The sequence below is a fragment of the Acidaminococcus sp. genome, from assembly GCA_022482815.1.
GTDB lineage: Bacteria > Bacillota > Negativicutes > Acidaminococcales > Acidaminococcaceae > Acidaminococcus.
In genome coordinates, this window is record JAKVOM010000001.1 from 784,912 (window position 1) to 799,362 (window position 14,451).

General features: G+C 50.7%; 13 protein-coding genes. 6 read left to right on the forward strand and 7 right to left on the reverse strand.

Features of this window, described 5'->3' with window-relative positions; genetic code table 11:
- Positions 1 to 6: 6 nt before the first annotated feature.
- Genes LKE33_03450 through rsxC form a run of 7 tightly spaced genes read right to left on the reverse strand, consistent with a single transcriptional unit; the run spans position 7 to position 6,208 of the window.
- Positions 7 to 1,017, reverse strand: coding sequence for an FAD:protein FMN transferase (locus tag LKE33_03450; protein MCH3949980.1), 1,011 nt, complete (start codon positions 1,015 to 1,017; stop codon positions 7 to 9).
- Complete coding sequence (locus LKE33_03455) at positions 1,014 to 2,063, reverse strand: RnfABCDGE type electron transport complex subunit B (protein MCH3949981.1); 1,050 nt, start codon at positions 2,061 to 2,063, stop codon at positions 1,014 to 1,016. Before LKE33_03455 ends, LKE33_03450 begins: the two co-directional genes overlap by 4 nt.
- 17 nt (positions 2,064 to 2,080) lie before the next feature.
- Positions 2,081 to 2,656, reverse strand: a complete 576-nt coding sequence (locus LKE33_03460; protein ID MCH3949982.1) for an RnfABCDGE type electron transport complex subunit A — start codon at positions 2,654 to 2,656, stop codon at positions 2,081 to 2,083.
- A complete protein-coding gene (locus tag LKE33_03465; GenBank protein ID MCH3949983.1) occupies positions 2,656 to 3,246 on the reverse strand; it encodes an electron transport complex subunit E in 591 nt (196 codons plus the stop codon). Before LKE33_03465 ends, LKE33_03460 begins: the two co-directional genes overlap by 1 nt.
- A gap of 5 nt (positions 3,247 to 3,251) precedes the next feature.
- Complete coding sequence (locus tag LKE33_03470) at positions 3,252 to 3,821, reverse strand: RnfABCDGE type electron transport complex subunit G (protein MCH3949984.1); 570 nt, start codon at positions 3,819 to 3,821, stop codon at positions 3,252 to 3,254.
- A complete protein-coding gene (locus LKE33_03475; GenBank protein MCH3949985.1) occupies positions 3,818 to 4,813 on the reverse strand; it encodes an RnfABCDGE type electron transport complex subunit D in 996 nt (331 codons plus the stop codon). Before LKE33_03475 ends, LKE33_03470 begins: the two co-directional genes overlap by 4 nt.
- Before the next feature lie 27 nt (positions 4,814 to 4,840).
- Positions 4,841 to 6,208 carry an electron transport complex subunit RsxC gene (rsxC, locus tag LKE33_03480; GenBank protein ID MCH3949986.1) on the reverse strand — a complete coding sequence of 456 codons (1,368 nt, stop codon included), beginning with the start codon at positions 6,206 to 6,208 and terminating at the stop codon, positions 4,841 to 4,843.
- Positions 6,209 to 6,503: 295 nt separating this feature from the next.
- Between rsxC and LKE33_03485 the strand changes: the two genes are divergently transcribed.
- From LKE33_03485 to LKE33_03510, 6 genes are all read left to right on the forward strand, one after another.
- The gene (locus LKE33_03485) at positions 6,504 to 7,412 is read left to right on the forward strand and encodes a radical SAM protein (GenBank protein ID MCH3949987.1); all 909 of its coding nucleotides are present in this window, start codon (positions 6,504 to 6,506) and stop codon (positions 7,410 to 7,412) included.
- Positions 7,413 to 7,463: 51 nt separating this feature from the next.
- Positions 7,464 to 8,168, forward strand: a complete 705-nt coding sequence (locus LKE33_03490; protein ID MCH3949988.1) for an NlpC/P60 family protein — start codon at positions 7,464 to 7,466, stop codon at positions 8,166 to 8,168.
- 25 nt (positions 8,169 to 8,193) lie between these two features.
- Positions 8,194 to 10,080 carry a sigma 54-interacting transcriptional regulator gene (locus LKE33_03495; protein ID MCH3949989.1) on the forward strand — a complete coding sequence of 629 codons (1,887 nt, stop codon included), beginning with the start codon at positions 8,194 to 8,196 and terminating at the stop codon, positions 10,078 to 10,080.
- A gap of 161 nt (positions 10,081 to 10,241) precedes the next feature.
- Positions 10,242 to 10,880: a tRNA (guanosine(46)-N7)-methyltransferase TrmB gene (gene trmB / locus LKE33_03500; GenBank protein MCH3949990.1), complete on the forward strand. Its 639-nt coding sequence runs from the start codon at positions 10,242 to 10,244 to the stop codon at positions 10,878 to 10,880.
- A 23-nt stretch (positions 10,881 to 10,903) separates the two neighbouring features.
- On the forward strand, positions 10,904 to 12,139 hold the full coding sequence (locus LKE33_03505) for a rod shape-determining protein RodA (protein MCH3949991.1): 1,236 nt from the start codon (positions 10,904 to 10,906) through the stop codon (positions 12,137 to 12,139).
- On the forward strand, positions 12,136 to 14,319 hold the full coding sequence (locus LKE33_03510) for a peptidoglycan glycosyltransferase (GenBank protein ID MCH3949992.1): 2,184 nt from the start codon (positions 12,136 to 12,138) through the stop codon (positions 14,317 to 14,319). Before LKE33_03505 ends, LKE33_03510 begins: the two co-directional genes overlap by 4 nt.
- Positions 14,320 to 14,451: the final 132 nt, after the last annotated feature.

Genomic DNA, 14,451 nt, shown 5'->3' on the forward strand with positions numbered 1-14,451 from the left:
TTTCTCCTAGCTGCCTTGCTTGAAAGAATCTTTCAGTCCCGATGATACGGTAATGGTACCGTCGGCAGCCACATAGATCATTTCAAGATCAGGCGTTGCGTCGACAAATTTCATGGCCGCGTCCGGTGTCATGACAAATAGCATGGTTGAATAATAGTCTGACATGGCCGCGGATTTAGTCACAACCGTTACGGCGTGGGCATGGCGGGCCGGCCATCCGGTCTTGGGATCGAGAATGTGATGGTAGCGGATGCCGTTCACTTCATAGTAGCGCTGATAATCGCCGCTCGTGGCAATGGCAGTACCGGAGGGTACGGTCAGGGTACCAAGCAGTTTTTCCGCATCAGCCGGGTCCTGAACGCCGATGCGCCAGGGCTTGCCGTCCGGCTTTTTGCCGATGACTTTGATGTTGCCGCCGGCATTGATAAGAGCGGAAGTGATGTTCTTATCTTTGGCAAGTTCCTGAGATACTTGTTCCACCGCGTACCCTTTTGCTACAGCCCCCAGGTCGAGCTGCGTACCGGCAGCAAGTGTCAGGGTCTTTTGATCATCAGAGAGTTCATAGTGCCCTTTTTGCGATGCATCGAGGGCCGCAGCGACTTCTTCCTTAGTCGGTACGGTACCCGCTTCTTTATGGCGGTTCCACAGCGAAATAGCAGGCCCCAGGGTGAGACTGATTGCGTCCTCGTGATGCAGAGGCTGCAGCATTTTTAAAAGGTCGTAGAGGTGAGGTGCTGCTTTTTGCGGGCCTTGTCCCGCTCTGCTGTTGATGGCATAAAGCATATCATCGCCCTGGGCCGTGTAGGAATCCGTTTCATCAGCAATCGTCTGGAAAAGCGTAAAAGCATTGTTCGTTGCTTCGGTCAGCGCTTTTTCGTCTTTACCGGTCGTCTGGATGGAAACGATGGTATCCATGACAAACCGGGTATCTTCATGTTTTTTCTCTTGAAAAAAGCAGCCTTGCAGAAGCAGGCTGCTTAAAAGAAGTATAAAACTCTTTTTTATGATGTGGTTCATTGTTGTTGACTCTGTTGTGCTTGGGCAGCCTGAGTCGGCTGTGCAGTCGCTGCAGGGTCTACAGCCGGTTTGGCAGCGGGTGCCGGTTTAGCGGCAGGGGCTTTCTTCGGCAGTTCTCTCGGCTGTACGGAAGGTTCCGGTTCAGATACCTTGGACGGGCAGCTTGCAGCAAGTTTGCAGGACTGGCATCCGGCAGCAACCGGATTCTTGACGACAACTTTGCCGCCTTCGATAGGAACCACTTTGACAAGGCACTTGCGCGGGCACTTCATAGTGCAGAGACCGCAGCCAACGCACTTGTCGTAGTCGATAACAGGGATACTGCCGTTCACGCCATCTTCAATGGTGATAGCTTGTTTCGGGCAGGTCTTGGCGCAGATACCGCAGCTGATGCAGGAAACGTTGCAGTTGGTCATAGCAGCTTTACCCTTTTCACGGTTGTTGCACTGAACCAGAACTTTGTTGGTAGCTTTCTGCATTTCAATGAGGAGCTGCGGGCAGGCCTTGGAGCAGGCACCGCAGCCAACGCACTTGTCATAGTCAAAAACAGGCAGGCCGTTTTTACCGATCGACAGGGCACCGAAGTTGCAGGCGTCAGCGCAGGCACCGAAGCCGAAGCAGCCGAAGTTGCATTTCAGGGAACCGCCGAAAGTAGCAGCTGCTACGTAGCAGTTCTTGATGCCTTCGCGGTTAGCAATCGGTTTACGGTTTACTACGCAGCCATTGCAGTGCAGGCGCGGAATCATGCGGACAGCGTTTTCGTCGTCGCCTTCATCCAGGCCCATGATGGCTTTAATTTGTTTTTTGTTTTCGGCGGAGCAGGCAGCGCATTTTACAGCACCCGGTTCCTTGCCGGAAACAATCGCATCAGCCATGGAAGCGCAGCCGGCGTAGCCGCAGCCGCCACAGTTGGCGCCAGGCAGCAGGCCGACGATCTGCCCGATACGGGGATCTTCTTCAACGGCAAATTTCTTGCTGGCCGTGGCCAGTACCAGACCGAAGACACCGCCCAGTACTGCGACCAGAATAGCAGCAGTTATAATCATAGTGTTCAGCTCCTAACTCAATGGATACCGCTCATTCCCATCATGGAGATGGACATGCAGCTGGCAGTGATCAAAGCAATAGGAAGGTTCTGCAGGCACTTGGGTAGGGCCTTTTCGTTCAGACGTTCACGGATGCAGGAGAACAGCAGGATAGCCATCGTATAACCGATGGAAGTACCGATGGAGTTCACGCAGGAATCGATGAAGTTGTAATTGCTTTCTACGTTGATCAGGGCAATACCCAGGATAGCGCAGTTGGTGGTGATCAGAGGGAGGTAAATACCCATTGCCTTATGCAGGGCAGGCATTGCTTTCTTCATGAACATTTCAACCAGCTGTACCAGCGTAGCAATGGCCAGGATGAAGACCAGGGTCTTCAAATATTCCAGATGGAACGGAACCAGGAGCAGGTGGTAGCAAGCGTAGGAAAGCATGGTAGCCAGCAGCATTACGAAGGATACTGCGGCGCTCATCCCTACAGAGTTCTTGAAGTTCTTGGACACGCCCAGAAAGGAGCACATACCAAGGAACCGGGACAAGATGATGTTGGAAACGAAGATGGAACTAAAGAGAATGCCAAAAGTACCGTTCATTAATGAGCACCTCTTTCCTTGAAGTAGTTAACTGCGGCGAATACAAAGCCCATGGTAAGGAATGCACCGGCCGGCAGAATGAAGATCAGGATAGGCTGATAGGATGCAGGCAGAACGACATGGTCGAACAGTTTGCCGGAACCAATCAGTTCACGGAAGAAAGCGATGCAGCACAGAGCGAAGGAATAGCCAATGCCCATGCCGATAGCATCGAGTGCGGAAGCAACAATTCCATGGTCGCAGGCGAAAGCTTCGGCACGACCCAGAACGATACAGTTAACAACGATCAGAGGAACGAATACGCCCAGAGCTGCATACAGCGCCGGAACAAAAGCGTTCATCAGCATTTCCAGTACAGTTACTACGGAAGCAATAACTACGATGTAGCAGGGAATGTGGATCTGGTCCGGGATGAGTTTCCGGATGGCAGCGATGATCATGTTGGTGAAAAACAGTACGAAGGTAAAGGCACAGCCCATACCGATTGCGTTTGTCAGGGAAGTACTCGTTGCCAGTGAAGGACATACACCTAACAGCTGAACGAACAACGGGTTTTCCTTGATGATACCTTTAGTTAATTCATGCAGCATATCAATCATTCCTTTCCGCCAGCATGGTTCTTCATGTAGTCCTCACGGGCCGCATTCAGACCGGAGACAACGCCTCTGGAGGTGATGGTGGCCGCCGTGATGGCTTTGACATCGTTCGGTTTAGCAGGATCTTGTTTGGTAACAACCAGAGCATCTTTCATAGGTTTACCCTTGAATTGCTCCTGCCATGCAGGGTCCGTGCTCTTGGCACCCAGACCAGGGGTTTCGCTGTGGCTCATGATTTTGATACCGGTCATTTTGTCTCCGTCCTTGGAGATGCCAAGCATGATGGTGATTTTTCCGCCGTAGCCGCTCGGGGTTACGGTGTAGATGTAACCATTGACTTTTCCGGACTTAGTGGATTGCTGCACGTCAGTGATAAGACCGCCGGGAGCCGGCAGTTTTTTCAGTTCACCAACGTCAGGAAGAACAACTTTGTAAGCGGCAAGAACATCTGCCTGATGTTTTTTAGCAATGGTATCCTTGGTGCCTTCGTTTGCGGCTGCGACCAGACCTACGCTGACGCCGCAGATGACGGCCAGGATGCCCGTGTATTTAACAAAGAGGTTACTCATTTCTTCTGACCTCCTCCGAAGGATACATTCCGTACGAAACGGTCAATCATAGGAGTGACCATGTTCATCATCAGGATAGAGTAGCAGACACCTTCGGTGTAGCTGCCACGCAGACGAATCAGAGAGGTCAGGACGCCCAGACCGATAGCATAGATGATTTTGCCTTTTCTGGTGATCGGGGAAGTTACCCAGTCAGTAGCCATGAAGAAAGCACCAATCATCAGGCCGCCGGCACACAGATGGTACAGCGGGAAGACGGAAGGATACCCCATAACGGCACCGTAAATGCCGGTCAGGATGGCTACTGTCAGCAGATAGAAGACAGGAATGCGCCAATCGATAAGTTTCTTGTAGATGAGGTACAGACCGCCAAGAACAAGGGCCGGTACACAGGTTTCACCGAGGCTTCCGCCGACATTGCCCATGAACAGGGCACCCAGATCGGGGAGCTTGGCGGCAGCAGCGGCACCGCCGCTTTGCCAGATTGTTTCAGTAGCTCTCATGACAGCCAGCGGCGTAGCAGCCGTCGTGCCGTCTACCGGAGAAATAAAGGTGGTCATCTGCTGAGGGAAAGATGCCAGCAGGATGGCACGGCCGATATGAGCCGGGTTGAAGATGTTGCAGCCCAGACCGCCGAACACAGCCTTGCCGATAACGATGGCAAAGAAGCTGCCGATTGCGGCGAACAGGGGAGAGAAGGTCGGGGGCAGGCACATAGCCAGCAGCAGACCGGTCAGAGCGGCAGAGCCATCACTGATCGTATTGGGCTTACCCATGACCTTATTTGCTAATGTTTCAAATACGATTGCAGAAATCATGCAAGTGACCATCACAATCACTGCATTCATACGGAAATAATAGATAGAAGCGAGAACTGCAGGTACCAGGGCCAGCATCACTTCTTTCATGGACTTGCTGATGGTCAGCCCGCAATGCATATGCGGGGAAGAGGAAACGAGAACCATCGGCTTTGGCTCTTTGATAGGTTCCATAGTTTATATCCAGTCCTTTCGCGTTATTTATTTACTCAGTTTATAGAACGGGTTGTGACCGCCGTCACCTTTTCCTCTGACAAACTGCTTACCCATACGGATGTATTGGACCAGAGGAATGTGTGCCGGGCAGACAAATGCACAAGAACCGCATTCGATGCAGGCGTGGCAGTAGAATCTTTCTGCTTCGTCCCAATCCTGCTTCTTGACGGCTTGTACAATTTCCGTCGGTTCCAGTCTCATCGGGCATGCATCTACGCAGCGTGCGCAGTGTACGCAGGGACCGGGTTCTACATAAACGGCGAAAGGAGATTTGCTGTTGAATACGAGCAGACCGCCGGAACCTTTGGTAATCGGATAATCCAGAGAGTTGACGGCAAAGCCCATCATCATACCGCCGGAAATAATCTTGCCGGGTTCACCTTCAAGACCACCGGCTGCCAGGTTGATGGCATCGCTGTAAAGCGTACCCAGACGGACAATGTAGTTGCCCGGCTTCTTGACGCCGTCACCGCTGATGGTAACGACTCTTTCCACCATCGGGATGTTCTTCTTCACAGCACGGTAGCAGGCCACAGCCGTTCCCACGTTATCTACGATAACGCCGGCATCGGCAGGAAGCCCGCGGTCAGGAACCGTACGGCCCGTAGCTGCGTAAATCAAATGCTTTTCAGAACCTTGCGGATACTTTTCAGCGCATACGCAGACTTCGATGTTCGGTTCATTGGCGACTTTTTCTTTCATCAGGGCAATGGCATCGGGCTTGTTGTCTTCGATGCCGATAACGCCCTTCTTTGCGCCGGAGGCCATCATAAAGTACTTCAGGCCCTGGATGATTTCATCCGGGTACTCAAGCAGGGTACGATGGTCGCATGTTACGAACGGTTCACATTCGATACCGTTCAGGACTACCGTGTCAATCGGACGAGCCCCTTCTTTAGGAGGCGCATACTTGACAGCGGTCGGGAAGGTTGCACCGCCCATACCGGCTACGCCGGCATCCCGTAATACCTGGCGGATGAGATCGGGAGTGATTTCACTGTCATCGCGGTCTTTAATCGTGTCACACAGGGTATCCTGTTTGTCATTCTTAATGACTACGCATTGGGAAATCAACCCGTTTGGACTGTAGCGATTTTCCAGTCTCATAACCATACCGCTGACGCTGGAATGGATATTCGTGCTGACGAAACCGCCTGCCTCACCGATGACCTGACCGAGCGTTACCTTATCACCAGGTTTGACAACCGGAGTTGCCGGTTTGCCAATGTGCTGGGATAGGGGAATATACACCATGTCAGGGGCGGGACATTTAGTAATGGCCACCTTGTCGGTTAAGGACTTGCTGGGAGGTACTGCGACACCACCCACAAAAGTTGCTTCTTGTGCAGACATGTAGTTCACCTCTAACCTTTCATGTGTCAACTTCAAAATAAAATTATATATTGTTAGGTAATAAAAAACAAGTATTAGACGTTAGTAAAATTGTAGATAAGCGATAATTAATAAAGGAAAATATTTTTCAAAAACGTTACAAAAATTGGTGTAAAAAAGTGTAAAATAGTTTATAATAATTAACACAATGCACATATGTCTATATAAGTGTGTGGTTTGTTCCCATAAATGAGCCATTATCATAATATATTGGAAAGAATTTTCCAGTGCTACAATAAAGAGGAGGGGCGGGACCATGTTTGGACTCTATTTCGATGACTATGATACGCCTGTTTTTCGTCCTCCCAGTGAGGCTAATAGCTTTATTCTGCGGGTAACGCGGGGGTGCGCCCATAATCAGTGTACGTTCTGCGCCATGTATAAGGATGTTGATTTTGCTGTCTGCCCGGATCAGGAAATTTCCCGGCAGATTGCGATGGCGGCCCATTATGCCAAGAATCAGGTCAGACGGATTTTTCTGGCAGACGGGGACGCGCTCGTGCTTCCTACTGAAAAACTGCTCCGGATTCTGGGTGCGCTTTATAATCTTTTTCCGAATCTGCAGCGTGTGACTTCTTATGCGGGACCGAAGGATATCCTGCGTAAAAGTGACGAAGAGCTCAGGACACTGCGGGAGGCGGGTCTCAAAATGTTGTATTTTGGCCTGGAAACAGGTGATACTGAACTGCTTCGTAAAATCAAAAAGGGTGTGACTGCCGAGGAAAGCATTGCAGCAGGACAGAAAGTCGTCCGCAGCGGCATGAAGCTTTCCATGATGGTTATTGCCGGCCTTGGCGGCAAAGCAGGCACCCATCAGCATGCCCTGGAGACCGCAAAAGCAGTGTCCGCAATTTCTCCCGATATGCTGAGCTTTCTGACCCTGCGCTTATACAAAGGTACGGAAATGCTGAGACAGTACGAGAACGGCGAATTTGAACTGCTTTCCCCAAAAGAACTGGCTGAAGAGGCGTATGAGATGCTGGCACACATCGATATCGCAGAAGGGCGCCATACGCTCGTACGCAGCAACCACATTTCAAACTATGTCAACCTGAAGGGAACCCTGCCGCAGGATAAGGAGAAGCTGCTGCAGGATTTGAAAACTGCCATTGCCCATTTGTCAAAATTGACGGATTGGGAAGTTTATACTAACATGGAGTATTGAGAGTCATTTGCGAAAAGAAGAAGTTGTAATTTGAAAGAAAAGAGGCTTTTTATGAATATTCGTAAAACGTTAACGACTATGCTGGTCGTATTCGTTGCGCTGCCTCTGTCTGTCAGTTTCGCAGCGACGAAAAATCGGCCTTTGAAAGTCGGGGATAAGGGTTGGAAGGTGAAAACCGTCCAAATCAAATTGAATACGCTGGGTATGAAGACTCCGAAGACGGGCCGCTATACCCGTGAGACGGAACGTCAGGTTCGCGCCTTCCAGCAGACTCACCACCTGAAAGTAACGGGTAAGGTGGATGATACCACCTATTTCCGGATCAACGAAGCGGCTTTTGAAAAGGAAGGTATCCACGGTATCCGGGGTAAAGATATCGTCAAGACGGCTTCCAAGTACAAAGGCGTGCCATACAGCTTCGGCGGTACGACGCCGCGGGCATTCGACTGCTCCGGTTTTGTGCAGTATGTATTCAAGAAACACAATGCGAAGCTGCCGCGCACGGCGGATCTTCAGTATCAGCAGGGGCTCTTTGTGACGCAGCGTCAGCTGCAGCCCGGGGATCTGGTATTCTTCACGACGTATGAACCGGGGGCTTCTCACGTCGGTATCTACGCCGGCAACGGACTTTTCTGGAATGCCACTTCTTCTCGCGGCGTCCAGCTGTGCAGTTTGTCTGATGATTATTGGAAGAGACGGTATTACGGGGCGAAGAGGGTACTCGTCCCAGTAGATAAAAAAAGATCATATCGCTAAATGATGAGGGAGGATCTTGATTTGTATGATAAGGGAACGGCGGAATAAAGAAAAACTGACAGGTTATTACAATAAGTTTATTGATGAGGGCATTATCGATCCTAACGTGCATCCGTGGGTTGCCGAATCCTGGCGCCGCTGCGACGCTCGTCAGCTGAACCACGAAACCATGCCGGTAGACGGCGTACGCCTGAGCCAGGAAGAACTGGCCGGCAGACTGGAACTGCACCGTGATGTGCTGCATTATGTGGATGGCTTGTTTGAACAAAACAAGCAGTATTTCAACTCCCACAACCTCTCCATGATTCTGGTGGATGAAGATGGGTACGTACTGAAGAATTATGCTCTGCCGTTTTTTCAGCGCAGTATCGAAGATATCCAGGGCATGCGCGTCCTGGAGGAGGATGTAGGTACCTCCAGTCTTTCTGTGGCACGCGCTCACAATGTACCTTTCCTGATGTTCGGCCCGGAAATGTGGATCCGCGAATGTCATTCCGGTGATGCGTGCTCCGCTCCAATCAGTGTAGAAGGTGAAGCCCGCTATTTTCTGGCTATGTTCTCTTTGGACCAGAACGAGCTCCCTTATGATATCCTGCTGAGTCTTCTGATGACGATGAAGTACTCACTGGAAAATTATCTCAGTATGTTGGAATATTGGAAAGCCAGCAGCTTGATGGCAGAAGATATTCCGGCCGCCGTGTTCTGGGTCAATCGTGACGGAAGCATCCGCTACTGTAACGAACGCGCCCGGAAACGTCTGGACGGCCATGAAAAATTGGAAGATGTCTTCCTGAATTATGAGCATATCCCTGTTCAGAAGGGATTTGAAGGTAAAAAAACAGTCCGCAAGGAAATTACCTGGATTACCCAGGATCGTACGTATGAAGATGTAACGAGCGTCCTGCCTGTTACCATCAGCGGCCGTGTCGACAGTGTGGTAGTGGTGACGATGGCTATCGAGGATTTGAAAACAACCATTGCTCACGCAACGGGATACAGCTCCCGGTACAGCCTCTACAGCATGGTCGGTAACTCCAGCGAGTTCCTGGCTTTGCAGCATAAGGCAGCCCGTGTGGCCCGCGGCGATAACAATATCCTTCTTCAGGGTGAACCGGGTACGGGCAAGCAGCGTCTGGCCCATGGCATCCATCAGGCCAGCCCGAGGGCAGCGGCTCCACTTATTACGGTCCGCGGTCACGAAGGCAATGAAAAAGAATTGGAAGAAGAATTCTTTGGTCACGATGACGGTGCCGGCCATGTAACGCCGGGCAGTCTGGAACTGGCTAACGGAGGAACACTGTTCCTGGATGAAATCGAGAAGTTTCCGACGGCCCTGGGCGATGTACTGGCAGATGCCCTGAAAAATGGTGTCCTCAATAAAGAAACCGGCGTCCGCCGTAAATTCAACGTGCGGGTCATCGCCGCCTGCGATTCTAACTTGAAACGGCTTACTGATAAGGGCCTGTTCTCCAGAGCCCTCTATGAACTCGTCATTGGTACGGTAATCCGTGTTCCGCCGCTGTGGGAACGCGGGGAAGATGTGGAAATCATTGCCAATCATATCCTTACGGAAATGGCAGCACGGCATAATCTGCCGGCTAAGACCCTTTCGAAGGAAGCCATGCAGCTTCTTAACACGTGCCATTGGCCCGGCAACATCAAACAGCTGCAGGGTGTTATTGAGCAGGCATTCTTCCATACGGCGGGCAGCGTAATCGAAGCTGATCAAATCAAGCTGCCGGGTGAACATCGCATTGAAAAGTCCTGGAAACATGATAAGGATGCCTTTATTGCTTCCTGGAAACAGGCCGGCGGTAATATCAGTAAACTGGCACTGATGCTGGATGTCAGCCGTGTTACGCTTTACCGGTACCTGAAGAAGTACGATTTAGGGCCTAAGAAAAACAAATAAAAAGCGGCTGAAAAAGTCGGGAAGATGCGCTTTGCAATACGACAAAACGCATCTTCTGTGATTTTAGGGGATTTTTAATCCTGCGGAAATTCGTTTTACGAATACGCTGCGCATTGAAGCCTATACTAGAATAAACAAGAAATCATAGGGAGAAAATTGTAATGAGACTCAGAAAGAAACCTTGGATGGCTCAGGCTCTGGAAGCTTATACAGGCAAAGAACTTCTGGAAGAGGGACTGGAGGAACATAAGGGACAATGGTCCGCTTTTATGGGCGGACGGCCGATTCGTCTGGAAATTGGCTGCGGTAAAGGCAAATTTCTGGCCACTCTCAGCGGAATGCATCCGGATATTGCATTTTTAGGGATGGAAAGCCAGCGGGATGTGTGTTACTATGCTGTCAAGAAACTGCGGGAGCAGAAACTGGATAATGCCCGTGTGCTTCGGGCCGATGCTGCTCATTTGCTTGACTGGTTTGAGCCGGGTGAAGTGGATATGATTTACCTCAATTTCAGTGATCCCTGGCCGAAGGCCCGTCATGCCAAGCGCCGTCTGACTTTCCACACGTTCCTGGCGGAATACAAACAGATTCTTAAGCCGCATGGTCATTTGCGTTTTAAGACGGATAATGATGATTTGTTTGATTTTTCCCTTGAGGAATTTAATAATTTCGGCGTGCAGATTGTAGCTCTTACACGGGATCTTCATCAGTCCGATATCTTGAATGAGGCTACTACGGAATATGAAGATCGTTTCAGTGGTCTGGGCAAAAATATTAATTTCTGTGAGATTGTGTTTTAACATAGAAAAGGAGCTAGAAAAAGATGTTGCGTAAGCGTTTCCTGATCTGGGATAACCCTAAGGATGCTATGGTGGCCTTTGTGCTTTTTTTAATGGGCCTTGGGGCTATAAATGTATTCAGCGCCAGCTTTGTCATGGCTGCCGCTTCAGGGTCGCCTTACCACTATTTGTTTCGTTATTTGATTTTTGCTGTCATCGGCGTTGCCGTGATGATTTTTCTCGGCAGGAAGGATTATCATATCTGGCTGAAACATGATCATCTCATCTATGGTTTCTGCCTGGTAATGCTGCTTGCGGTAGAGGTACTGGGCCGGTCGGTCAAAGGTGCCCAGCGCTGGATTATCATCGGACATTTTTCCTTCCAGCCGTCAGAAATTGTCAAGCTGGCCATTATCCTTGTGGGGGCCGCCTGGCTTGGCAAGATGATGGACAAGGGAGTCCGGCCCCAGCTCTTTTCACACACGATGCCGCCTATTCTCTTTATGACGCGTAAAGCAGTCCCCATGATTGCCACGTTGATTCCGGCAGCGCTCGTTTTTCACCAGCCTGATATGGGCACTGCAGCAATTATTCTTGCACTTATACTCATCATGTATTACCTTGCGGGGCTGGAAAAATGGGAGATAGGATTGATATTTCTGCTGCTTGCAGCCGCTGTCGTCATGGCCGTTAAGATGTTTCCGTACCGACTGAACCGCATTTATGTCTGGCTGGATCCATGGAAAGATGCCCAGAATTATGGATATCAGGCTGTTCAGTCATTCGTGACTATTGGCAGCGGCGGACTTATCGGCGATCCGGTGGGCATGGGATCCGGTAAGTTTTTCTACCTGCCGGAAGCACATACGGACTTTGCTTTTGCTATTTTTTGCCAGGAAATGGGCTTTATCGGTGCAGTGGCGCTGATTCTGCTCTTCTCTTTGCTCTCTCTTGCAATTTTCAATATTGGCCGGAATACGCAGGATAGAAGCGGATTCCTTCTCGTGACGGGGGTTAATTTCCTTGTCGTCGGACAAGCTTTTGCTAATATGGCCATGGTAACGGGAATTCTCCCCGTCATCGGTGTGCCCCTTTCCTTTATCAGTTACGGTGGTACCAGTCTGATTGTGAGTCTGGCTGCCATTGGCCTCGCTATTTCGGTGTACAGGGATGAAGTGCGCCGTGAAGAGGCCGAAATACCGAAGAAACCACCGGTACCGGTCTATCATGATTCCCATTATGTGGGACACAGACGTCCCGGCGGGAGGTGGTCACGGTGAAACTGAAGTTTCCGCACCTGGGAAAGAAGAAAGAAACGAAACCGGAAGAAACTAAGAATTCGGTGCCCCGCTGGCATCATCCGGGAGCGAGTGAATATCGGACCTTTCTCAGAAAAGAGGGTGTACGGGGAGATTTTCATCCCCAAAATAAGATTTTGAAACTGGAACCGGACAAGGGACTGCTCAGTCAGGGCAAGAACCGGGCTCGTCATATTGTTTTTGTCGTCGGAGCTGTACTTGTCGTAATTATAGGCCGACTTTTCTATCTGCAGGTTATTGACCGGGCCAACCTTCAGCAAAAAGCGGTCGAGCAGATCAGCGGGGAACATATGGAAGTTTCTCCCCGCGGCAGTATTGTGGACCGCAACGGGGAAGAACTGGCTGTCAGTATGATCAGCCAGTCCCTCTACGTGGACCCGCAGGAAGTTCGCGACAATCCGGAAAATTTCCCGGGCGGCAAAGCCCCCATTCGTGATCCCCGCCGCGTGGCGGCTCAAAAGCTGGCTCCAATTCTTGGGATGGAAGAAAATGACCTTTTTGAGCGTATCAGTTCGCCGGATCTCCGCTTTGTCTGGATCAAGCGTATGCTGGATCCTTATGAAGAACTGGAAGTCAAAAAGATGCTCAAGGAAGAAAAGCTTACAGGCTTCCATTTCCAGGAAGAAAGCAAACGTTATTATACAAAGAACAAACTGGCGGCCCAGCTTCTCGGCTTTGTCGGTATGGACGACAAAGGACTGGAAGGCATTGAATCGTCCATGGACGATGTGCTCAAGGGCAAGCCAAAGAAACAGAACAACTTCTTCGATGCTAAGGGCAACCGCATCGGCAAATCCGGGTTTAATGAGGTCATTACACGCCGCATGAACACAGTGGAACTTACAATCGATGCGAATATGCAGTTTATCCTCGAAAGAAGTCTGGACGATGCTATTGCCCGGACCAAGGCCGCCAGTGCGGCTGCCATCCTGATGGACCCGAATACAGGGGAAATCCTGGGGATGGCCAGCCGGCCGACCTTTGATCCGAACGATTTCAGTGAGGCCAACCAGGAAGCCTTTAAGAACAGGGCTGTCAATATCATTTATGAACCAGGTTCTGTCTTTAAACCTATCATGGGCTGCGCCGGGCTGATGGAAGGCATTATCACGCCGGATACTCCCTTTGACGACCAGGGATCCATTGATGTCGGCGGACGCCGGATCCGTAACTGGGATGGTCACGGCAGAGGACATATAAAATTTGAAGATGTTATCAAGTTTTCCATCAATACCGGTATGGCGGCCTTAGGCCTCAAGCTGGGCGGTGAAAAAGAAACGGAATATGCCAAGAGTTTCGGTTTTGGGGCACCGACGGGTACGGATGTACCAGGTGAACAGAGCGGCATCCTTTATGATCCGAAAGATATGGTACCTTCCGATGTGGCTACCATGGCTATCGGCCAGGGCATTGCCGTAACACCGCTCCAAATGATTCGTGCCATCTGTGCGATTGCCAACGGCGGGAAACTGGTGCGCCCCTATGTGGTGCGCCGTGTCATCGCGCCGAACGGTGAGGTCATCGAAGAGACTAAACCGCAGGTAGATCGTCAGGTCATCAGTGAAGAAGTAGCCGCAGAAATGCGGGATATGATGGAAAAAGTAGTTTCTGAAGGCGGCGGCAGGACTGCTCAGATTAAAGGCTATAAAATTGCCGGTAAGACGGGTACGGCTGAAAAATTGTCTCCCAAGGGAGGCTATATTCCCGGTGTTTACATCGCTTCATTTGTCGGATTTGTACCTAGTGATCATCCGCAGTATGCCATGCTGATTATGCTCGATTCCCCGCAGGGGGCTTTCTACGGATCTCAGGTTGCAGCGCCTATCTTTAAGGACACGCTGCAGCAGATCCTGGTGGCCAAGGGCGTACAGCCGAGTGATTCACGGGATCTTCCTTCCGTTGAATCCCTGACTTTGAAGAATCAGCCTGAACCTGTTGAACTGCCGGAACTTACGCCGGACGAGGAAGGAAATGTAAAACTGCCGAAACTGGAAGGTTATACCATCCGCCAGGTACAGACAATCCTCTACGGAGGCGGACTTTTCCTGGTACCGGAGGGCAGCGGAATCAGCTGGAAGCAGGATCCTCCGCCGGGCACGGTACTTCATGCGGGAGACACGGTGACCGTATCGTTCCGCTAGCGGGCAGCTGTTTTCCGGGGAATGAACCGGAGATAGCTAAACGGTGAGAAATCGAACCAGAAACTGGTAAATCTTGCCGCAGTTCGTATCTCGGCTGCCAGCGGCGGTCCGAGTGGAAAAGCTATTCTTTCC